The organism is Metamycoplasma buccale (assembly GCF_046774455.1).
GTDB lineage: Bacteria > Bacillota_I > Bacilli_A > Mycoplasmatales > Metamycoplasmataceae > Metamycoplasma > Metamycoplasma buccale.
In genome coordinates, this window is record NZ_CP177249.1 from 685531 (window position 1) to 709478 (window position 23948).

The 23948-nt window shown below is 25.7% G+C and carries 13 protein-coding genes, 1 tRNA gene and 1 rRNA gene; 6 read left to right on the forward strand and 9 right to left on the reverse strand.

The genetic code is table 4. The annotated features are described in order from the left end of the window. Positions 1–6: 6 nt before the first annotated feature. The 4 genes from atpA to ACLFP3_RS03160 are packed head-to-tail and all read left to right on the forward strand — an operon-like array spanning position 7 to position 4292. Positions 7–1590, forward strand: coding sequence for a F0F1 ATP synthase subunit alpha (atpA, locus tag ACLFP3_RS03145; protein ID WP_412031503.1), 1584 nt, complete (start codon positions 7–9; stop codon positions 1588–1590). Further along, on the forward strand, positions 1569–2441 hold the full coding sequence (atpG, locus tag ACLFP3_RS03150) for an ATP synthase F1 subunit gamma (RefSeq protein ID WP_412031504.1): 873 nt from the start codon (positions 1569–1571) through the stop codon (positions 2439–2441). Before atpA ends, atpG begins: the two co-directional genes overlap by 22 nt. 11 nt (positions 2442–2452) lie before the next feature. Beyond that, positions 2453–3943, forward strand: coding sequence for a F0F1 ATP synthase subunit beta (atpD, locus tag ACLFP3_RS03155; RefSeq protein WP_412031505.1), 1491 nt, complete (start codon positions 2453–2455; stop codon positions 3941–3943). Beyond that, a complete protein-coding gene (locus tag ACLFP3_RS03160; RefSeq protein WP_412031506.1) occupies positions 3927–4292 on the forward strand; it encodes a F0F1 ATP synthase subunit epsilon in 366 nt (121 codons plus the stop codon). The genes atpD and ACLFP3_RS03160 overlap by 17 nt, the downstream gene beginning before the upstream one ends. A gap of 57 nt (positions 4293–4349) precedes the next feature. Here ACLFP3_RS03160 and ACLFP3_RS03165 read toward each other — a convergent pair whose 3' ends face one another. The 7 genes from ACLFP3_RS03165 to ACLFP3_RS03195 all read right to left on the reverse strand — a co-directional run bounded on the left by ACLFP3_RS03165 (position 4350) and on the right by ACLFP3_RS03195 (position 13033). Then, positions 4350–5993, reverse strand: a complete 1644-nt coding sequence (locus tag ACLFP3_RS03165) for a hypothetical protein (protein WP_412031507.1) — start codon at positions 5991–5993, stop codon at positions 4350–4352. 85 nt (positions 5994–6078) lie between these two features. Continuing rightward, entirely contained in the window at positions 6079–7947 is a 1869-nt protein-coding gene (locus ACLFP3_RS03170) for an ABC transporter ATP-binding protein (protein WP_412031508.1), read from the reverse strand. Continuing rightward, on the reverse strand, positions 7940–9754 hold the full coding sequence (locus ACLFP3_RS03175) for an ABC transporter ATP-binding protein (protein WP_412031509.1): 1815 nt from the start codon (positions 9752–9754) through the stop codon (positions 7940–7942). The genes ACLFP3_RS03170 and ACLFP3_RS03175 overlap by 8 nt, the downstream gene beginning before the upstream one ends. A gap of 18 nt (positions 9755–9772) precedes the next feature. Then, positions 9773–10966, reverse strand: coding sequence for an acetate/propionate family kinase (locus tag ACLFP3_RS03180; protein WP_412031510.1), 1194 nt, complete (start codon positions 10964–10966; stop codon positions 9773–9775). 141 nt (positions 10967–11107) lie between these two features. Beyond that, a tRNA-Arg gene (locus ACLFP3_RS03185) sits at positions 11108–11183 on the reverse strand. A 38-nt stretch (positions 11184–11221) separates the two neighbouring features. Then, a complete protein-coding gene (locus ACLFP3_RS03190; protein ID WP_412031511.1) occupies positions 11222–12592 on the reverse strand; it encodes a Sapep family Mn(2+)-dependent dipeptidase in 1371 nt (456 codons plus the stop codon). Between the two features lie 114 nt (positions 12593–12706). Beyond that, positions 12707–13033, reverse strand: coding sequence for a hypothetical protein (locus tag ACLFP3_RS03195; RefSeq protein WP_412031512.1), 327 nt, complete (start codon positions 13031–13033; stop codon positions 12707–12709). Between the two features lie 104 nt (positions 13034–13137). Between ACLFP3_RS03195 and rrf the strand changes: the two genes are divergently transcribed. Both rrf and whiA read left to right on the forward strand, forming a co-directional pair. Continuing rightward, positions 13138–13242: ribosomal RNA gene (rrf, locus tag ACLFP3_RS03200) — 5S ribosomal RNA — on the forward strand. 18 nt (positions 13243–13260) lie between these two features. Next, complete coding sequence (gene whiA / locus ACLFP3_RS03205; RefSeq protein WP_412031513.1) at positions 13261–14103, forward strand: DNA-binding protein WhiA; 843 nt, start codon at positions 13261–13263, stop codon at positions 14101–14103. A gap of 418 nt (positions 14104–14521) precedes the next feature. Here whiA and ACLFP3_RS03210 read toward each other — a convergent pair whose 3' ends face one another. Both ACLFP3_RS03210 and ACLFP3_RS03215 read right to left on the reverse strand, forming a co-directional pair. Further along, entirely contained in the window at positions 14522–22255 is a 7734-nt protein-coding gene (locus tag ACLFP3_RS03210; RefSeq protein ID WP_412031514.1) for a hypothetical protein, read from the reverse strand. 177 nt (positions 22256–22432) lie between these two features. Beyond that, a complete protein-coding gene (locus ACLFP3_RS03215; RefSeq protein ID WP_412031515.1) occupies positions 22433–23938 on the reverse strand; it encodes a transglutaminase domain-containing protein in 1506 nt (501 codons plus the stop codon). Positions 23939–23948 lie beyond the last annotated feature (10 nt).

Sequence of the window (23948 nt, forward strand, 5' to 3'; positions counted from 1 at the left end):
AAATTTATGGCACTAAAACCTACTGATTTATCAGCTATTATCAAAGCACAAATTAAGGAATTTAACCAAAATATTTCTTATGATGAAGTTGGAAAAGTTATTACTGTTGGAGATGGAATAGCTTTAGTGAGTGGACTTAATAATGTTGAATATGGTGAACTTGTCAAATTTGAGGCTGATGTTTATGGCATGGCCTTAAATTTAGAAGAAGACTTAGTTGGTATCGTAGTTATGGGTGATGATAGAAATATTGTTGAAAATAGTCATGTATCAAGAACTCATAAAGTTATTTCAACTCCAGTTGGTGATGAAATGCTTGGTAGAGTAATTAATGCATTAGCAAAACCAATAGATGGTAAAGGACCAATAAAAAGTTTAGAAAATCACCCTATTTTCAAAATTGCTCCAGGAGTTATGACTCGTCAAGAAGTTAACGAACCACTAGAAACAGGAATTTTAGCAATTGATGCCATGATTCCTATTGGAAAAGGACAACGGGAATTAATCATAGGGGATCGTCAAACAGGAAAAACCGCTATTACAATTGATACTATTCTTAATCAAAAAAATCGTAATGTTCAATGTATTTATGTAGCAATTGGGCAAAAAAGTTCAACTATTAGTCAAATAGTAGAAAATTTGAAAAATCATGATGCTATGAAATACACAACAGTTATTTCTGCCTCTGCTTCTGAAAGCGCTCCTTTACAATACATTGCTCCATATACTGGAGTAACTATTGCTGAAGAATGAATGTCTAGAGGTAAAGATGTTTTAATAATTTACGATGATTTATCAAAACATGCTGTTGCTTATCGTACACTTTCACTTTTATTAAGACGTCCTCCTGGTCGTGAAGCATACCCTGGAGATGTTTTCTATTTACACTCTCAACTCCTAGAAAGAGCTGCAAAACTTAACAAAGATAACGGTGGTGGATCAATTACGGCATTACCAATAATTGAAACTCAAGCAGAAGATATTTCCGCTTATATTCCAACTAATGTTATTTCTATAACTGATGGGCAAATTTTTACTAAAGAAACTTTATTTAATTCTGGTCAAAGACCTGCAATTGACATTGGTTATTCAGTTAGTAGAGTAGGATCTGCTGCTCAAACCAAAATTATGAAAAAAGTTGTTTCTAGTTTAAAACTTGAACTTGCTCAATATAATGAAATGTTAGCATTTGCTCAATTTGGAAGTGACCTTGACCAAGCAACAAGAAATGTTTTAGATCATGGAGCTAAAGTTTATGAATTATTAAAACAACCTCAATATTCTCCATACTCACAAGTAAGTCAGGTTATTATTCTATTTTGTACAAAATATCGTTTGATAAATCCTATTCCTAAAGAAAAAATTCAAAAATATCGTGACGAATTATTAATATATTTTAAAAAAGATGCAAGCGCAACAAAAATTGCTACTAAACTTGCGAGTGCAAATGATTGAACTAACGCATTAATTGAAGAACTTTGAAATAAGATTATGCAATTTAATGACGAATTCATTAAGACTATACCTTATTACAATAAAGATAAATACTTAGATGTTCCTACATTACCATGGAAAGTTTACAAAAAATAAAACACCGAATTAGTTCAATTACTTCTACTAAAAAAATTACTAAAGCAATGGAATTAGTTGCCACTGCAAAATTCGGAAAAATTAAAAGTGAATTTGCTCAAGTAAATGATTATTACAATAATGTTGAGAATATATTCATTAATTTAATGAAACATGCTGAACAAGATATCGATTCTCTTTTAAATAAGCAAGCATGAGTTTTTGAGAAAAAAAGAAACTTGTATATTGTTTTTGGAAGTGATTTAGGATTATGTGGATCATTCAATTCTAGCATCTACAAAAAAATTAATGAAATTGTAACTGATGAAGATATGTTAATTGTAATTGGTAGCAAACTAGTTACATTACTTAATAAAAGACCAAATACTCACATTATTCAAATGTTAACTCAAATTGGTGATACTCCTAATTATGACATTGCACAAATAATTTCAAACAAACTTTATGATGTCCTTCAAATATCATTATTAAAATCGGTAAAAATTATTTATACAGAATATATTAACCCAATAAAGTTTGAACCAGTAGTTAGAGAAATATTTCCAATAACAATTAATGATGAAAAAGTAAAAAATAAAACAGTTAGTGAAAATATTGATTCAACTAATTATGAGCCAAATGCAACCACTATTCTAGAAAACTCATTTATTATATTTTTTGAAGCTTCAATTTATCATGCATTATTTCATTCTAAATTAGCCGAAATCAGTTCTAGAAGAACAGCTATGGAACAGGCTAGTGATAATGCTGAAGATTTAATAGAAGATTTACATATTAAATATAATAGTTCACGTCAAGCTAAAATTACTCAAGAAATTACAGAAATTATTAGTGGATCAGAAGATCAATAGAAAGGAAACTCATGGCATTAAAAAAAGAAGAAAATATTAATAAAAAAACGGCAACAATTGCTAGAAAAAAGGATCAAGATAATTATGGTTATATAAGCCAAATTTTAGGTGCTGTTATTGATGTTAGATTTGATGAAAATAAAGCACCAAAAATTTTAACTGCTTTACAAGTTGTTCAAGATGATCCTAATGCTCCAGAGCAAATTTTAGAAGTTGCTCAGCATGTTGGTAATGATACAGTTAGAACTATTGCTATGAATTTAACAATTGGCTTAAGACGTGGTATGAAGGTAAAAGATTTAGGAGCACCAATTAGTGTTCCTGTTGGAAAAAAAGTGCTTTCTAGAATGTTTAATGTTTTGGGAAATCCTATTGATCAAAAAGATGAAAATTTTGAAACTAGAATGTCAATTCATCGTCCTGCGCCAAGTTATGAAGAACAAAAAACAACTCTTGAAATCTTTGAAACAGGAATTAAAGTGATTGATTTGTTAATGCCTTATATAAAAGGTGGAAAAATAGGTTTATTTGGTGGAGCTGGTGTGGGAAAAACTGTTTTAATTCAAGAACTAATCAATAATATTGCTAAAGAACATGGTGGTCTTTCAGTTTTTGCTGGTGTTGGAGAACGTACAAGAGAAGGTAATGACCTTTACCATGAAATGGAAGCAAGTGGAGTTTTAAATAAAACAGCTTTAATTTTTGGGCAAATGAATGAACCCCCAGGAGCAAGAATGAGAGCTCCATATACAGCTTTAACAATGGCTGAATACTTTAGAGATACAATGGGACAAGACGTACTTCTATTTATTGATAATATTTTTAGATTCACTCAAGCAGGATCAGAAGTTAGTGCTTTATTAGGAAGAATGCCATCTGCTGTTGGTTATCAACCAACATTAGCTACCGAAATGGGGCAATTGCAAGAAAGAATCACTTCTACTAATAAAGGTTCAATTACTTCTGTTCAAGCAGTATATGTTCCTGCAGACGATTTAACAGACCCTGCTCCTGCAACTACTTTTACTCACCTAGATGCTAAAACTGTTCTAGATAGAGATATTGCGGCTTTAGGAATATATCCAGCAATTGATCCTCTAGCTTCTAATTCAAGAATGATGGATGCTAACATTATTGGTTTAGAGCATTATAATACTGCAAGAGCAGTGCAAAATATTCTTCAAAGATTTAAAGAATTGCAAGATATTATAGCTATATTAGGAATGCATGAGTTAGGTGAAGAAGACAAAAAAATAGTATCTAGAGCTAGAAGAATTAGAAACTTTTTATCACAACCATTTTTCGTTGCTGAAAAATTTTCAGGAATTCCAGGAAGATACATAAAATTAGAAGAAACTATTCATTCATTTAAAGAAATTTTAACTGGTAAGTATGATGATTTACCCGAAGAAGCATTCTTGTATGTTGGCACTATTGAAGATGTTATTAAAAAAGCAGAAAAACTAGGTTATACAACCTTAAAAAATGAAAATACAAATTAATTTAATTATTAGTACCCCTCATGGAATTTATCTTGATAAAAAAGCAGAAATTGTATCTTTTAAAACTACCGAAGGATATATAGGACTTATGAGTGGAGCTACCGAATTTATGGCTGCTATTGTTCCTTCAAAAATTTTAATAAATCATCAAAATTCAGCCGAAAGACAAGAATTATACGTTGATAGAGGTATTGCATATTTTAAAAATAATGTTCTTTCACTAATTGTTAATGAAATTGATAGTAAACCAATTAATGAAGCAACTTATACTAAAGAAAATGAAGTTAAAAAATATACCATTATTGAAGAAATTAAAATTAAGAAAAATATTGTTTTAAATTCCAAATAATAAAAAGCCAAAAGATTTTGGCTTTTTATTTATCAAATAAACTTTATCTTCTAAATATTAAGAATTTTCATTTTCTAATTGTTCTTCATTAGATTCTATAGATTCATTATTTTTTTCGTCTAAAAAGTATAGAAAGATATTCTTACAAAAATGTTTTTTTAATTTTTTAAAAATTAATTGCTTGTTTGATGAAGGTTCATGAACAAAAAATATTAATTTTTTAGTTTCTTTTGAATATTTAATTAATAATCACTCATATTCATTGAAATGAATTTTTGAAATATATTTTTCTTTTTCTAATTCAAATTGTTGCAAGTTTTCAATGTTAGAAATTTCAAATAAACTAATTCTTTTCAATTTTATTATTTCATTTTCAAATGTATTTATTTTATTATATTTTTCTACATTAATTTCAAAAGTGTTCAAATCAAATTTTTGTAAATTATTAGTCAAATTTTTGTAAAGTTCAGCAAAATTTAAATTTTGAGTTTTATAGTAATTTAACATATCAACAATAGTACTTACTGGTAACATTTCATCACAGTATTTGATATTTGATGACAAATAAAATTCATTAATTTCATTAAAATATAAAACATTTGGTAAGTTAACTATTTCATTGAAATCTAAAATAATTTCTGTTTTGCTTTGTAAAGCAAATTTTTGAGCAACAGCATCAATTAAATATTCTTTGGATGCTTTAGAACTAATTATTAAATTTGAACTAGAAAAGTTCTCATTTGTTGATTGAGTGGTATTTAAAAAATTTAAATAAACAGCTACTAAATTACTTATATCTACTAATGAATAGCCAAAACATAAAGAATTAGATTTTTTGGCATATAAAAACACTTTTTTATGGTCATATGAAAATTTTAAAAGATAGTCGAATTTTTGATTTTTTCACAAAGGTAAATAAATTTTATTAGGTTTTTCTTTTTTAATTGTTTTATTAATTAAAGTGTAAGAAATATCATTTCTACCAAGAATTTTTTTTACAAAAGCATTACTTGTATTATCGGTAACAATACCAATTTTTAATAATTTATTTCCACCTTCATTATGATTTGCTTTTAGAATCTCATCTGCATATTCGCTTAATAATCTTTCACTATCTAATTTAAAATAGTCATCATAAAAAATGTGGCATGAAAAAGGATCGATTTCTTGCATCATGTTATAAATATTTTGAATTTCGTTACTTAAAAAATTAGCACCTTTATCATTAATAAATTCAACACTAGTCAATGATTTTAATACTGAATATTTTGAAATATAAATTGTAGTATTAATATTTTTGGTTTTATTAATAACATATAAAAGAAAGGACTTGGTAACAGGTAATGAATCCTTAAACCTTAAGACTTTTATTCGATATGCATTAAAAACATCTTGTAAATAATCTAAATATTTTTCATATTCATTATCAAAACCATCACTAGCTAATAAAATATATTGATTTTGTAAATCACCAATTGATTTTTGTAACAAATTAACATAAGATTGGGCAATAGCATGTAAAGTAATTTCATTAAATTTGTTATGCCCTAAACCATTTTTAGCAATAAATTTGTTTTTTAATAAAAATAATGGTGAAGTAAAATCAGAAGGTAATATCCCTTTATTTTTTATTTTTTTTAATTCTTTATATATTTTTTTATTGCCACTAAAATATTCTAATCATGGAGTTATTTCTATCATATTATCAATTTTAATATAAATTATTACTTTAAAATTTAATTAAAAAAAATAAAAACTGGAGATTATCTTATCCCAGTTTTTTTCTTTATGCATTTTCATCAAAAGATGAATTATATAATTTGGCATAAAATCCATTTTGTTTTAATAAATCTAAATGTTTTCCTTGTTCAATAATTTGACCATTATTGATAACCAAAATTAAATCGGCAGTAACAATTGTTGAAAGACGATGAGCTATTACAAAGGATGTTTTTCCTTTCATTAACTCTAGCATTGCTTTTTGGATATTTTTCTCAGTTCTAGTATCAACATTTGATGTTGCTTCATCTAAAATTAAAATATTTTTATTAGCAATTATTGCTCTAGTTATTGCAAGTAATTGTCTCTCTCCTTGTGAAAAGTTTGCACCACCTTCTTGAACAACTTCATTGTAACCATTTTCTAGTTTTTGAATAAAATCATCTGCTTTAGAAATTCTTGAAGCTTCAAATATTTCATCATCTGTGGCATTTAAATTTGCATATCTTAAATTTTCTAAAATAGTTGTTTTAAATAAAAATGTATCTTGCAAGACAATTGAAATTTGATTTCTTCAACTTTTCTCATTAATATCAGTAGATTTATGACCATCGATCATAACATCACCACTATTTGGTAAATAAAATTTACTTAATAAATTAATAATTGTTGTTTTTCCTGCACCAGTAGGACCAACAATAGCTATAGTTTGACCTCTTTTAGCAGAAAAAGAAGCATTCTTTAATTGTAAAGAATCATTCAATCCATTATATGAAAAATTAACATTTTTAAATTCAACATTACCTTTAATATTATTAATTTCACTCAAGGTATCTTGATCTACTTGAGGAATTAAATTTATTAATTTAAATACTCTTTGAGTAGATGCAGAAGCCATTAAAACTTGTCCCATATTTTCAAAAAATCTAATTACTTGATTTGTCATTATTCTAATGTAAATAACAAAAGAAGTAAGTGTTCCGGGAGTAAAAATTTTTCCCGTTCCTGTGCCAATTTTTGATAAAGAAAATACAGCACCAATAACAATAATAATTAATTCCATTAAAGCAGTTGCAACCCGCGAGTAAGGATAAATTACAGTAGTGTAAATAGTACTTTTAAAACTAGTTTTATAAATTTTTTGATTTTTAATTTCAAATTCTTCATTTACAAATTTCGTTTTATTGTAATTTTTAATTAAATGATGAGCAGCTAAATGTTCTTCAATATAGCCATTTAATGAAGCTATTCTTTTTTGTTGTTTTCCAAATAAAGGCATTGCTTTTGTCATTAAAATTGCTACTAATGAAAAGAAAATTACCATTAAAACTATAGAAATCAAAGTAAGATATGGAGAAATATAAAGCATAAATCCTAATGAAGCTATCACTAAAAATATAGTTTGAAACATAGGACTTAATGAACCTGTCAATCCATTAGCAATGTTTTCAATATCATTTGAAAGAATTGACATTAATTCTCCACTATTTGATGCATCAAAATAAGATATTGGCATTTTCATTAAAGATTGATATGCCTTGCTTCTCATTGTCATAGTGGTAATCATTCCTGCTTTTATCGCCAAATGATTTACTCACAAATTAACTCCTTGTTGAGCAAAATAAAAGAGTCCCATTAACAAAATCGCAATTGTTAAAGAGGTAGTATTGTAATTAGGATTATTTAAATATTCATATGATAAATAATTATCAGTTACATATCCCAATAAATAAGTTGATGCGCCTAAAAAGATTGATGCAATAAGATTAAGAATTATTATTCCAACAAATATTCCTTTTCGATAGTTTAAATAACTAATCATTTTTTTAAAACTATCTTTTTTAATTTGTCTTTGTTCTTTTAAGTACATTTTTCTCTCAAGACAAGTCATGTTTTTTAATTTCTTTTGATTTTCAGGCTGGATAGCATTATTCATGTTCACCCCCTAATTGAGTCAAAGCAATTTCTTTATAAAGTTTATTTTTTTTCATTAATTCTTGATGGGTTCCAATATCAGAAATCTTTCCATGGTGAAGCACAATAATTTTATTAGCATCAATGATTGATGATATTTTTTGGGCAATAATAACAGTTGTAATTCCGGTTTCTTTAAAGGCTTCTCTAATATTTTTTCTTACTAGCGATTCAGTTTTGGCATCAAGAGCACTAGTAGAGTCATCTAATATTAAAATTTTTGGTTTTCTAATTACTCCTTGAGCTATCGAAAGTCTTTGTTTTTGACCACCAGACAAGTTTGCACCTTTTTGTTCAACTTCATGATCATATTTTTTAGGAAAACGATTAATATATTCATAAGCACATGAAATTTTAGTAGCTTGAATCATGTCATTATCAGAAGCGTTTTCATTAGCAAATAAAAGATTTGATTTTATTGTTCCACTTAAGATAGTAGGAACTTGGTAAACATGAGAAATATTTTGTCTTAAAGAAAGAGTATCAATTTCTTGAATATTATTATTATCAATTAAAACTTTGCCATATTGGGTTTTAAAATCTAAATTTAGAAGTTTGGCAATAGTGGATTTTCCTGAACCTGTTGGTCCAATTATTCCTATTATTTCACCAGGATTAGCTTCGAAAGTTATATCTTCTAAAACATTCTTTTCACTATTTTCATAATATCTAAAAGATACGTGATCAAATTTAATTTTACCTTCTGTTACTTTTTTATCTGAAGTAATAAATTTAATGTCTGGTTCTTTATCTAAAATTTCAAATATTCTTTTTGCAGATATTCTAGCTCGATAAATATAGAATAGAACAAAAATTGTCATAATAACGCCCATTGTTACAATCATTACATAATTAATAAATGCATTAATATTGCTAATTTGTTTTTGATATTCAGCTTGTGTTATTCCTCTAGAAGTATACCCAACTGTTGCTAAAATTGCTAATGATGCTAAGTTAGCAATCAACATAACCATAATAAACATTAAGTTAAATACCAATCAACTTTTTCCAGAAGTTTTTCCTAAGGTTTCATTAACATTTTTAAATTTGTTTCATTGATTTTCTTCTAAATTAAATGATTTAATAACTTTTACTCCTAGAATATTTTCTTGGCTTTCAATGTTAATATTGTCATTTAGTTTTTGTTCTTTTTTAAATAATGGCATAGAAATCAAACCTAAAACGCCCATAATTAAAAATAGCAATGGAATCATGGCGCCAAAAACTGCTGATAGTTTTAAACTACTCAATAAAGAAAGAACAAGTCCTAATGTAAGCTGAACAGGACCTAAAATTATGGATTTTAATGCCATTTGAATACCCATTTGGATTCTATTTACGTCAATTGTGAATCTAGTCAAAATTTTTGCATTAGTAAATAATTCAATATCTTTTTGCGATAAAGATTCAATATGATTTCACAAGTAAGATCTTATATCTCTTGAACCGCCTATTGAAATATATGACGAAAGATATGTACTAACCATACCTGAAATTGCTCCTATTAATAGAGTAATTCCGAAAGACAATCCTAAAAATTTTAGTGCCTCTACAATTGTTGGAAACGAGGTTTTGTATAACAAAATATTAATTTCTACATTAGTAAAAGGATGAGTAATTTTATTATATTCTAAAGCTACTAATGAAACTATTTGTCCGATAAATGTTGGGGTAAATAAAAAGGCAAATGTTTCAAAAATTGTCAAAAGCAAAGTAACGACTGCTAGTCATTTGTATTTTGCTTTTAATAATTTTAAAATTCTAAACATTATTTGCCTTTCAATAAATTAGTTTTTATTATTAAAAAAATTTTTTGCATCTTTTACAATAAATAATTCTTCATTAGCTCTTACTATATAAATAGGAATTTCACTATTAGCTGTTGAAATTAGTTTATATTCACCATAACTACGATCTTTATTTAATACTTCATCTATTTCTAATTTTAGAAGTTTAATATTTTTTATTGTGTTTAATCTTATATAATGATCGTTTTCGCCAACACCAGCTGTGAAAACAATAGCATCTATTTTTCCATCAATTCTATTTAAATATTTAATTAAATAATCACTAATTCTTCTAATATATAAATCTAATGTAAATTTGGCTTGCGGATTTGTTTTTCTTTGAAGTTGAATATCTCTAGCATCAGAAGAAATTTGACTCACACCTAACATACCTGATTTTTCATTTAGCATTTTCATTACATCATCAATATCCATATTTTCATGTTTCATAATATAAGGAATTAAAGATGGATCAATATCTCCAGATCGAGTTCCCATCATAATTCCAGCAAGCGGGGTAAATCCCATAGATGTATCAATAGATTTACTATTTTGAATGGCACATAAACTTGCACCACTACCAATATGCAAAATAACTAAATTTAATGGTTTCTTATTTAAAATTTGTTCCATTTTTTCAGTAACAAAATTATAGTTGAGACCATGAAAACCATATTTTCTTAAATTTAATTTGTCTGACAAAGATTTATTAATAGGATAAGTGTATTCTACTTCACCAATGCTTTTGTGAAAAGAAGTATCAAAATGAAGAGTTTTTTTAACATTAGGCATAATTTTTTGAAATGCCAATATTGCTTCTATTGCCCCAGGATTATGAACTGGTGCTAAATCAATTGATTCTTGTAAATATTCAATATTTTTGTCATTTACTTCACATGTATCACGTAAAAATGGACCACCATTAACTATCCTAAATGCAACTTGAGAAATTTCAGAGTAATTTTTAATAATACCGTGATTTTCTCATTGCTTTTCTAGTTGCTTAACTGCTTCTAAAAATGTTGGCAAAGGTAAATCCTCTTCTATTTTTTCATTGTTATAGTCAAGTGTTAAAATACCCATTGGCATTTTAATTCTTTGAGCAATTCCTTTTGCTTCATTTACTAAGTTTTCATTAAATAAACTTCATTTAATTGAACTTGAACCAGCATTAATAACTAAAAATTTTGACATTTTTACCCCTTTTGTTTCTTTTTATTATAAAAGAAAAAAATATTATTTTTAATTAAAAAAAATAAAATAAAAGCACCTTCAAGCGCTATTAAACTTTTAATTATTTAAATTTTTTTATTTTAATTTTCAAAAAAATAAAAATGGCGATCGCAGCAGGAGTTGGACCTACGACCCCAAGCTTAGGAGGCTTGTGCTCTATCCACTGAGCTATGCGACCACACATTTTTTATTTTACCTTATTTTTAATAAAAGGAATTAGTTATCATATTCTTGTAATCTTATTAAAGCATTAATATAAATTTCCAATGATTCTTTCATTTCCTTATAAGTAAATCTTTCATTAGGACCATGCATTAAATGCATATATTTAGTTGACCCAAATGCAACACAATTTTTGACTATTCTAGCATATGTTCCGCCACCAATTGCTAGAGGCTCTTCATTTGTTTTCATACCTTCATTAAAAGTTTGCATTAATATTGTTACTAACTTGTTATCTTTTTCAATATATTTTGCAGGTTTAAAACCAATAGGATCAATAATAATTTTTTTATTTAATTTAGCTACATATTTACTTAAATCGCTATAAACTTGATTTTTATTATGTGTAACTGGAACCCTTAAATCAAAACTTAAAATATATCCATCATCATTAGTATTAATAATTCCTAAATTAGCAGATAAAGGCCCCGAAAAATCAGTATAATTAGGAAAAATATTTTTTAATTCAAAATCATTATCACTAAAATTATCGCTAATAAATTTTATTAATGAATTATTTTCATATTCAGAAAAAGTTTCTTTAAACGCTTTTAAAAATTTAATAATGGCATTATCACCTTTTTCTGGAGTTGATCCATGGCCACCAATTCCTTTTATTGTTAAAATAGATAGTTTTTTATCCAATTGATAATCATTTTTATTTAAAAATTTTGTTATTTCTTCAACTTTTGGATATTTAACATATAGAGTATCAGGAATTTGGTTAACAACTTCACCTGCTTTAAGATATAAGTTTTCTATTTTAGGAAAACATAAATTAACATGGTAAACCATTTTTTCAGCATAAATTAATGGCCATTCACCATCTGGGGTATATGAAATATAAGGTTCACCAAAATCATGCAAGTATTCTTTCATAGATAACATTGTAGTTTCTTCTGAAAGTCCAAAAATAATTCTAATTGCTCATTCTTTATCTAATAATTTTTTATCATAAATATATTTCATGGCATATAAATTTATTATTGCCGGACCTTTATCATCTAAACTTCCTCTACCAAAAAGTTCATTTTCTTTTTTAATAGGATCGAATGCACTACTAATTCATTGATCTTCATCTCCTGCAGGAACAACGTCTAAATGTGCTAAAATGCCAATAATTTTTTTGCCATCTCCTATTTGAGCAAAACCATATTTCTTATTTTTATCTTTATAAATTTTAAAACCAAAGCGCTTTGCTAATACTAAAGCAAAATTTAAAGCATCATCAACTTCTTTTCCAAATGGAAATTCATTATTTTCATCATATTTACTAATGGATGGTATAGCACATAATTTTTTTATGTTTTCTGTCATTTCATCGAATTCTTTATTGCTTTGTTTGTATTTAGTATATTTTTTCATTTTTTTGTCCTATTCTATTTACTATTTTTTAATTAATACTCTTTAATCAATTTTTATTTATCAAAAGGATTAACATAATTTTCATCTCATTCATTAATTGCATTTACTCATTTTTTATTTTTCTTTAATTTCAAGTACAATTTTTTTATTTTCATTAATATAAATTTTTCTTCTGTACATAATTGATTTCATTTTTGTAAGAGAAATTGTATTTTTGAATACTCTAATTCCTACATCAACAGATCAGTATATTCATGCAATAGTCGAAATTATTTCTATTGTAACTCAAACTCGCCCACCCAAACTAAGTGCTCTAGCAACTATAAACAATATGGCAAATGGTAATCCAAAAAAACAAAATAACAAGTAATATTTTAAAATTGATTTTTTTTCTAAATCAAGTTGTTTTTTAATATTATCTTTTGTTAATTTTGTTCCCATACTTAAAATTATATTATTTAATTTTTTTAAAATTTGGACATTTATTTTTTAGGAAAAAATTTTCAAAAAAATTACAAAAAAATTATTTTTGTATATAATGTTTACATAGCAACCATAACGAAGGGGTACCACCTGATACCATTCCGAACTCAGCAGTTAAGACCTTCAGTGCCGAAAATACCGATAGGGAAGATAGGACGTTGCTTTTTTATTTATAAGGAAATAAAATGAAAAATTCTTTTAGTTTTTTTATAAAAAAAGAAATACTTACTGTTAAGTTAAATAATGACGAAACATTATCGATGCTTAATGGCATTTTTGCTACTTCTTCTTACAAAGATAATCAAATGATAATTACTATTAATAATGATGAAATTTATTCATTTATAAAAAATAAATTAGCTTATTTAAATATTATTTTTTTTCAACCAAAAAGTAATCAATTATTAATAAATAAAAATGATGTATATAAAAAAAACTTATTAAAACAACAACATTATTTTAGTGGAGTTTTTTTAGCTAGTGGTTCAATTAGTGATATTTCAAGCACTAATTATCATTTGGAAATAAATTATTTAAATAAAGACTTAGCATTAGAAGATTTAGTTATATTAAATGAGCATAATTTAAATTTTAAATTTATAGAGCGAAAAAATAAATTTGTTTTATATTTAAAAAAAATTGAAAACATTTGTGATTTTTTAAAAGCAATTGGAACTTATAATGCTTATTTAACTTTTGAAGAACAAAAAATTGAAAGAGATTTTTCTAACAATATTAATCGATTAACTAATTTTGATTACTATAATCAAGAAAGAATTGCTAAATCAAATGCTAATTTTATTGAAAATTATAATTATATGATTGAACATCAACTAGAAGATTTATTTTCAAATAAAGAATTAACTTTTTTTAAATTAAAAATTAATCATTTAGATTTTAGTTTAAATGAGTTAAAAAAAGAATTAGAAAAAAGCAATATTAAGAAAGCCAAGCCAACTCTTAGTCATTATATAAACAAGCTACAAAGTATAGTTCAAAAATATAAATCCAAATTAAATAAAAAATAAGTTGACTCAACGGTTCAAAGTTTATCATCATATAATGCGACAAATTGATCAATAAATTCTTCATATCTATGTTTTACTAAAAAATATCATAAATAAGACCTATGTTTACTTCTGAGAATGGACTTTTGATTAGCTATTTCTGAATTGTAAACCAATTTATTATTATCGAAATTGCGTTTTATTTCGCGAGATATTGTTGATGGTGATTTATTTATTCGGCTATTTTTCTAATAGAAAAACCTTTATTTAAATATTCTTGAATAATAATTCTATTTTTGTAATTTAAGTGATTATAAATTAATCATGAGTGACCTATTGAAGCACTTTATTTAGGTTGCTCTTTTTTTATTTATCTTAATAATATAAAAATGCAACCTATAAAATTATTTCATAGTGTTGCACTTAATTAGTTTATTTTTTATTTTCAATATTTAGTTTCATAATCATTAATCATTTTACGTATAGTATCGGCATTGGTTTTCAAATCATTATAATAAGGTGATGAAGTATAAGCCTCAAAAAGTGCGCAAATTTCTAACGATGCATTTATTGTTTTTTGAAATTCACCTTTAAGATAATCATAATTTGATAATGCTTTTTGATAATCTCCGCTTTCCAAAATAGTTTGTATTAGTGAACTCGTATGAGAATTATTTAGTATTGATTTTATTAGATCTACCTTTTTCTTCATTTCTTCAGTTCCTAGGTTATATGCTAATGCATGTCAATTTCAGAAGTCTTTAAAACCAGAAAAACTAATATCAAGGGTTACATTTTCAAAAGTTTTATTACTTAATACAAAAGCATAATGTATAGACTCTAATAACCTTAGAATACTTACTTCTTTGTCATACTTTTTAGTAACTGCTTTGGTTATATAACTGCCATCTTGATTTTTACCTATAATAACATTTTGTTTTGTTTTATTATAAGAATATTTGAATTTTCCTTCGCCACTAATATAATCAGCAGAAATTACTTCATTACTTCTATTAAAAATATCTTTAAAAAGTGTAGTTGGGTTTTGTGAATTATATCCTACTGTTGTTTTGTTATCTCAAAATTGCTTAAACATACCATAATAATTTACAAAATTGTATTTTGTTTTTAAATAATCTAATTTCAAATCATCACTAGTTAAATTAAAATCATCATTAGGTAAATCTTTTTTAAATCCAGTGATTTTATATTCAAACTCTTTACTAATATCTGGGAATTTCTTAGATTTTATAGTTGCTTTTATTGTTAATTCACCAGTTTCATCATTAGGACTAATATGAGTAATTTCATATTCAAATTGATCTTTTAATTCAGTTTTTAAAGTAATATCACTTTGGTGATTCTTATCAACATTAGATGCTAATCTATCTTTATTATTAACATTAAAGGTTGGATTATAATAATTAACATAACCACGGTGAACATTTTCTAAAGCTGCTCTAACATCTAACGTTTGCAAGTCTGATTCATAAACTTGATCTTGCATAGATGTTGAAGTATAGCTATCAGCAGTTGGAACATTCTTTCTAGTTACTTTATATCTAAAAGTAATTTTGTTACTATCTTCATCATAAGTTAAATCATGAATTTCAATAATTTCATCACGTTCTTTATCATTTTGATTTCAAGTTGCATAATCTTTTAAAGCATCATAATAATTTCCTGAATTTCTTATACTATTGTAGATTCGTTCTACTGTATAAGCATTAGAAGATTTGGCTGTTAAATTTTGCATCTTAAATGGTTCATATTTTCTAAAGTCACTAAAAACAAAATCTCTATATGCTTTTATTTTTGGATTGCTTCTTAAACTAAAAGTAAATCTTGCATATACTTTTCCGGTTAAATCATTAGCTTTGTGTTCATGTGAAACTAAATAATCACTGCTTGGATGATTTGTAACTGTATAATTAAAAGAAGTTATAAATGTTGAAGGAAGTCACTTTTTACGATCGCTATCAACATTAAATTGAACATTATAAATATAAATATTTGCATCTACTTCTGCTATTTTATCATCAGCTTTTGTTATTTCTAAGTTAGCATCATCAATAACTTTTTGATATTTCTTATTTTCTGCTTCAGTTTTTACATTTTCAAGTTCGGTTTTAGCTTCTTGTAACTTAGTTTTAGCTTCTTCAAACTTACTTTTATCTTTATTTTTAATTATTTCATTAGCATTATTAATTGCTTCAACTAATTTTTGTTTGGCTAATCTTAATTTTTCATCTAATGCTTTTTTTTCTTGTACTAATTTATTTCTAGCGGTTTGTAATTTTGCTTTAGAAGTTTCTATTAGATTTTTTAATGAATTTACATCATCATTAATTTCAGGATATTTTGTTTCATTATATTCATCAACAAAATCTTGCGCTGATTTTATTTGTTTTTCTAAATCAACAATTGCATTATCTAAGGTAAGATGGTCATTTGCTGAATCAGCATTATTGTTAGCTTGATTAAGTTTGTTTGTTAATGTGTTAATTTTATTTTTTAATTCAGCAATTTTTGCATCTCGATTTTGCTTATTAATTTCTGTATATTCTTTAACAACGTTTTCTACTTGTTCTTTAGTTTTAGCAGCATCAATTTTACTATTTGCCTCATTTTTTTGTTGCTCTGTTAAATGATCTAATTTTGCTATGTCTTGTTTTGCTTTTATTCTAGCAGCTTCAAGTTCAATTAATCTTTGCTTTTCTTGATTTGCTGATTGTAATTCTCTTTTAGCTTCATCTATTTTAGTTTCTAAAGTAGATTTTTCTGAAGTTAAAGCGGTTTCATTATTAATTTTTAATAATAATTTTTCTGCATTACTAATAGTTTTTTCTAATTTATCGATATCATCACTTAAAGAACTAGAAGTTGTATGTTCTTTTTGAACTTCCTTAATTGCAGTATCAAGATTAGTTATCATTTCTGATATTTCTTGTTTTAATTTGTTAATTCTTTCTTGTTCGGTACGATTGGCTTCATCTAAAGCATTTTGAGTATCTTGTTTTAATTTATTAAGTTCATTTAATAAATTGTTAGCTTCAAGTTGCTTAGCTGAATAATGCTTATTAGTTGCCAAAGTTTTTGCTTCAGTAGCTTTTTCAATAGCTTTTTCTAAATCTTCAAGGGCAGCTTTTAGTTTTGAAATTTCCTTAGATGAAATAGCATTATTTGCTTTAGTTTTAGCGGGAATTGCTAAATCGTTAGCATCTTTTAATGCTTTTTCAACTAATGCTTTATTCTTTTGTTGTTTTGCTTTTAAAGTAGCTAAGGTGTTGTTAGCTTCATCTGTTGTGGTTTTTAAATCAGCAAGTTTTTTAAGAATGGTTTGTTGTTTTTTAACTCATTCATCTTTTTGTAAATCTGAATGTTTAGCAATCGCTTGTGTAATTGCTTGTTCAAATAGTGGCAATTTTTCCTCTAATTCATCAATATTTTCTTCAACATTTTTAGCATTAGTTTCAGCAGTTTTTACTTTTGATATTTCATCATTAATTTCATTAATAATTCTTGTGATTTTTCCGCTTCTAGCATCTTCTAATTTTTGACTTGTTTTAGCTAATTGAGTTTCGACTTGATTTATTAAAGCTTGTGCTTCAGTAACTTTTTCTTGATATTTATTAGTTGTAGCTAAATTTTTTGCTTCTTCGGCTTTAGTTTTAGCATTATTTAGAGATTCAACTGCTTTTTCAAGTTCACTAACATTATTATCGGGAGTTGCTTTAGCCTTTTTAATAGCATCAACTACTGCTTTTTGAGCTTCTCTTACTTTATCATTAGTAGAGTTAATTTTATTAAACATTTCCTTGTTTTTTTCTTCAAGGTTTTTATTAGCATCATTAATTAAAGTACTTAATTCATTTAATAAAGTTTTTAATTCTGGAACTGCTTGATTTTGAGCTATGTTATATGTTGTTTTTGTAGTAATTGCATTAGAAATTGATTTATTTAATTTTTCTGTATTTTCTTTTAATTCATCAACACCATCTAAAGTTTTGACTTTATCATTTATTGTTTTTAATGACTTGATCGCATCTTCAAGTGCTTTTTTAACTTCGGCAATTCTTTTGGTTTCTTTTGCTTGTTCGTCTGCTAATTTATCAGTAATTTCTTTTAATTTTTTATCTACTTCTTTAGATTTTTCTTCAGCTTCTTTAGATTTTCCATCATAATGATTTTTATCAGCTTCTTTTTTGGCGTCATTTAAATCTTTTTTGGCGTCCTCTAGATCTTTTTTAGCTTTATCTAAATCATCTTTTTTAGGTGGATCTTGTTTTAAGGCATCATCGGCTTTTTTAATAGCTTCATCGGCTTTTTTCTTAGCATCATCCACTTGTTTATCGATTTTCTCAGTTTTTTCTTTATTTTCTTTTTCTAAATCTTTTTTAGTTTGTTTTGCAGTTTTTAATGTTTCTTTTAATTTATTTAATTTTTCTTTTAATGAAGAAACACTATTATTTTCAGGTTTATCATATTGATTTACAATGCCTTCAGTAGTTGTTATGGTTGCTTGTAAAGTGGTCAATGCTTCAGTTAGCTTGGTAACATTATCTTTATTATCAGTAACATTTTTTATTGCTTGATCTAAGGATGTTTGCGCTTGATCTAGTGCTTTGGCTACTGCTTTAATACGATTCTTTTCAGCATTTAATTTATTGTCTACTTCAGTAATCTTGCTTGATAAATCTTCTTCAAATTTAATTACTTTATTAGTTTCTATTTGATAACCTTTTGGTGAAATTTCAGTTTTTAAAGAAGTTGCTTTATTTTTAATTTCATTTAATTTATCTAAAGCGCTTTGTAAATCGCTTTCTTTATTAGAAGTAATAGCATTGTCCGCTTTTGTAATAGCTTCATTAGTTTTAGTTTCTAAATCTTTTACTTTATTTTCTATTGCTTGTTTTTCATTAGCTAATTTGGTTTTTTCAGTTTCATATGTTGAAGTAACAGAATCTAATTTATTCTTAAAGTTTGTGTATTCAGGGTTAGTTTTGGTTTGATCATTATTATCAGTAATCTTTTTATCTAAAGTTTTCGCTGCTTCAATTTGTGCTTTAAGTTTGTCAAGTGCTTCTTGCTTATTATCAATTAAAGTTTGTTTTTGATAATCTTTAAGAGCATCTTCTAAATTTTTAGTTGCAGTTTTTAATTCTTGTTTTAATTTCTCTATTCTTTGTTTTTCTTGTTCTTCTGCACTTTTTAAAGCTGCTAATTTTTGATTTGCTTCAACTAGTTTTTCATTAATTTTAGTTTTTAAAGCAGTTGCTTTTTGTTTTAATTCATTATATTCAATATTAGTTGCTTCGGTTTCACTAGCTTCAGTTTTAGTTAAAGCTGCTTTTAAATCATTAATAGCACTTTGAACTTCAGTAATAGTATTGTGATGATCATCATATTTTTTAATAGCTTCATTAGCTAAACGTTCTGCTTCATTGTAATTTTCTTGAGCTACTTTTCTTTCATTTTCAATGTTAGTTTTACGTTCTTCTAATGATGCTTTTTTATTGTTTGCTTCAGTTAGTTTAGCTTTAAGATTATTAAATTCAGTTTGATATTTACTTTGATTTGCTTCAGTATCATTTTTTACTTTTGTAGCAATGGTAATTTCATCAGTAATGCTATTTAATGATTGTTGAATTTTTTCTAAATTATGTTCAAAACCTAAAGCAGTAGTTGCTTTTTGAATTTCAGTTTCTAATTTATTAGTTGCATCAGTGATTTTTTTCTTGATTGCTTCAAGATTTTTAGTTTCAACTTCAGCAATTTTTTTGCTTAATTCTTTTTGCTCTTCTTTGGCTTTCTTAATTAAATTTTCTAATTCTTTAGATACTTCTGGCAATTTAGCTTCATTAGCTAATTTTTTGGCTGCTTCAGCTTTAGTAATTGCTTTATCTAATTTTTCTTTAGCTTTATTTAGTTTATCTAAATCTTCAGTTTTCTTAGCTTCTTCAACTTCTTTTAAAGCTTCATTAAGTTCTTCTTTAGCTTGATTAGCGGCTTTTTTGGCTTCGTTTTCTTTATTTTCAATTTCAGCTAATTTATTTTTAGCATCATCTAATTTAGTTTTTGCTTCAGTAATTTTATTTTTTAAATCTTCAGTTTCAATTTTTAATTTAGGTTCATCTTTTACTTTATCATGTAATTTATTAGCATTATCAATTTCAGTTTCAAGTTCACTAATGGCTTTATTGATTTTAGCTTTATCATCACTTTTTAACGCTTCTTCTAAAGCTTTTTCTTTTTTAGTTAATTCATCAATTTGTTTGGTAATTTTTTCTTTATTTTCTTCTATTTCTTTAGCTTTTTGTTCAGCTTTTGTTTTTTGATTTGTAATTTTAGTAATTCAAGAATCAACTTCCGATTTTTTATCTTGACATTTTTTAGCAAGTTCAGTTTCATTTTTATTAGTTGCTTCAGTTTGAACTTTATCTAACTCATTTTTTGAGTCAGTTAATTTTGCTAAAATATCAGTTAATTTTGCTACATCATCACTATTTTCATTAGTTTTGGCTTCGCTAAGAGCATTGTCAGCCTTTTGTAAAGCTTCATTTACTTTAGCTTCAAGTTCTGAATGAGCTTTTCTAAGATCTTCTAATCTTTTTTGTGAAGCTTGTTGTTCTGCTTTTGCTTTAGCAATTTCATCTTCTAAAGCTTGAATTTCATTTGCAAGACTAGTTTTGGAATTATCGTTTTTGACTTCATTTAATAATGTTTCAGAGTTTTCAATTTCTTTAGCTAAAGTTTCAAGGCTTTTTTCTAAAAGTTCTATTTTTAATGCATCTTTTACTTTTTTAGTATTTTCTTTTAAAGCGTCTATTTGCTTATTAATTTTTTCTTTTAATAAATTAACTCGATTTTCTTCAGCTTGTTTTCTAGCTTTAGTTTCTTCTAAGATTCTTTTAGCTTCGGCTACTTTTAATTTAAGTTCATCACTTTCTTTAGTTAGTGAAGCTTTTTCTAGTTTTTCAATTAAGTCATTAGCTTCTTTAATTTTTGTTTCTAAATTAGTAATAGCATTATTTAATTCTTCTAAAGTGTTAGCTTTTTTGGCTTCTTCTATTGCTTTAGTTAAGGCTTCTAATAATTGTTTAGCTTCTTCTTTTAATTTAGCAATTTCAAGTTCTTTTTCTGCAACTTTTTTATTAGCATCAGCTATAGCTTTATCTAATTTTTTAATGCTTTCTTCGATTTTATTAGCTACTTGTGGTAAACCTAAAGATTCTGCTAGTTTCTTAGCAGCTTCACCTTCTTTTTTAAGTTCTTCAAGATCTTTTATTGCTTCTTTTAAAGCTTCAAGATCAGTAGTTTTATTAGCTTTTTCTATTGCTTTAGTTACTTTTTCTTCAAATCGTTTAGCATATTCTTCAAGATTTTTCTTTTGTTCAGCATCAGTTAATTTAGCTTTAAGTTCTTTTAGTCTCTTAATTTCATTTTCTGCTTTAGTAATTGCTTTAGCTAAATTATTGGCTTCTTCAGTCAAGCTCGCTTTTGTTGCATCATTTTTTAAACCTTTAGCAACATTGCTTAAATCAGTTAATTTTTTAATAAAGCGGTCGATTTCTGAAGTAATGTTTGCTTTAGTTGATTCTTCAACTGTTTCATTAATTTGTTCAATAATTTCTTTAATTTTGTTTTTTAATTTATCTTTATCGCTAAGCAATCTTTGTAATTTAACTTTGGCAAGTTCTAAAGCTTTTTTGGCTTCTTCAACTGATTTATCCAATTTAGCTTTATCTTCTTTTAAAAGTTTTTGCTTTTCTGGTCATTTTTCTAAATTTTTAATACTTTCTTCAACGATTTTTTTTACTGAAGCAGCTCGGTTTAGATTAGTTTCTAAATCTTCAATTGTCTTTTTATAATCTTCAATGCTTAAGTTTTTCTTAGCGTTTTCCGTTAATTTATCTAAAGCCTCAGTTAATTTTTGTAAATAAAGTCTAAGTTTTTCAAATCTTTCTTTATTTTTGTTATCTCAACTACTTGGTTTTTGATCAATAATATCTTGTTCAGAAACACCAATATCTAGGATATTGTTAGGATTATATTCGCCATTTTTCTTTGTTGCTCTACTATAAACAATTCCGGCAATAATAGCTGAAGTTGCTAAAACTCCAATTGCAGTTCCTAAAATAATAGTAGTTTTCTTTTTCTTTGATGTATTCATTATTAAATAACTCCTTGAATAGAAAGACATTTTAGAAAAAAAAAAAAAAAAACACTATTTATAGCGCTCTTTTTTGATATTTTGACAATTTTTATTCTTGTTATTAGGTATTTATGTTGTTATTATATATTTTTTTAAAATATTAAAAAATGTTAATTTTTGAATAAATTTGAAAAATTATTGTTTATTAAATTCTCTTAATTTCTTTAATGATATGTCTAATTTATTAATAAAATTGTTAATTTGATGAGACGATAGTTCTTCTTTTAATACGATTTCTATTTCTTTTCTTAATTTATCAAATTCTATTCTTAATTTAATTGGTAAATAATTATATTCATTATTGTTATAGTTATCTAAAAACATATAAGTACCATATTCTATTCTTGCTAATTGTATTTTTTTGAATAAATCAAAATTATTAATATTGTCACTTAAATTTGAATTTTCTAATAAATCTAAAATTTTGAAACTTGTTTCATTTTTTTCATTATTATTGTTTTTATATTCAAAATTTATATTACCATTTTCAACCGTAAAACCATATATAGGTGTATTGGTCTCTAATTTAACATTAGGAAATTTATTATTTAATTCTATTTCTTTTATTTTTATTTTTTTCTCAATATCAAACACTTCTAATATATGTTTATTTTTTAAATAATAATAAAAATAAATTAAGTTGCCTTCTTGAAAAACCATAGGGGCTATAGAGGATTCTTTAAAATTTATAAGTTTAGCAATTTCATCATTATTATCTTGTTTGTTATTTGTTTCATCTTTTACTAACTTGATTATTTTATTATCAAGTTGAAATTTGAATAAACCCATTTTTGAAATATTATTATTTCTTTTAAAATGAGAAATAAAATATCAATATCCTTTATAAAAGAAATATCTAGAAGGTCTAGATATATAATCTACTCCTTGCAATGTTATATCATTATCTTCAAATTTTGGATTATTAAAAACTGAAGTTTCAAAAAAGTCTTCTTGTGCAGCATAATCTTTATCTTGAATTTGATCTCATGGTAAAAATAGATTGAATCGCGATCCAACATATTGAAGTGTATCTTTTTCTAATCTTGAAGGTTTAATCAAAATTTGTCAATAATCTCTAATCCCAATTGTATTTCATCCATGCGGTATATGTTTTACTTGCATTTTCAATTTACTATCTGTGTCAAATCAAGTTGCATCCAAGAAATATCATTTTGGTTTATTATCGTTTTTTGTCTTAATTTTTACTGCCGTGAGTTTATGATCCTTATTAACTATTGGAAGTGCTTGAATATTAGCAGCTCTTAATAACATAGCTATTGCTCATCCATATTGTTGACAAACGGCTCTTCTAGTATTGATTGAATAAATAACATTTTCATACGCTACAGTTCCATCATATTTGAAATAATCAGCTACATATCTTATAGCACTAAAAACTTTATCAACATCATTCATACTTTCATATATTTGTTCAAGTCCATTTTTAATAAAATTCACTAAGTTTGCTTTGTTATTTTTATCTACAATTAATTCTTGCATTTCTCAATTGAAACGTTTTTGAATAGTATATAAATGAATAAATTTATCATCAAATATTAATTTATTTATATCAGTATACAAAGGATCTGGCCCTTCTTTGTAAAATTCTGTATCTCCAGTATAATTAGAATGAATGTACATTCTATCTAGT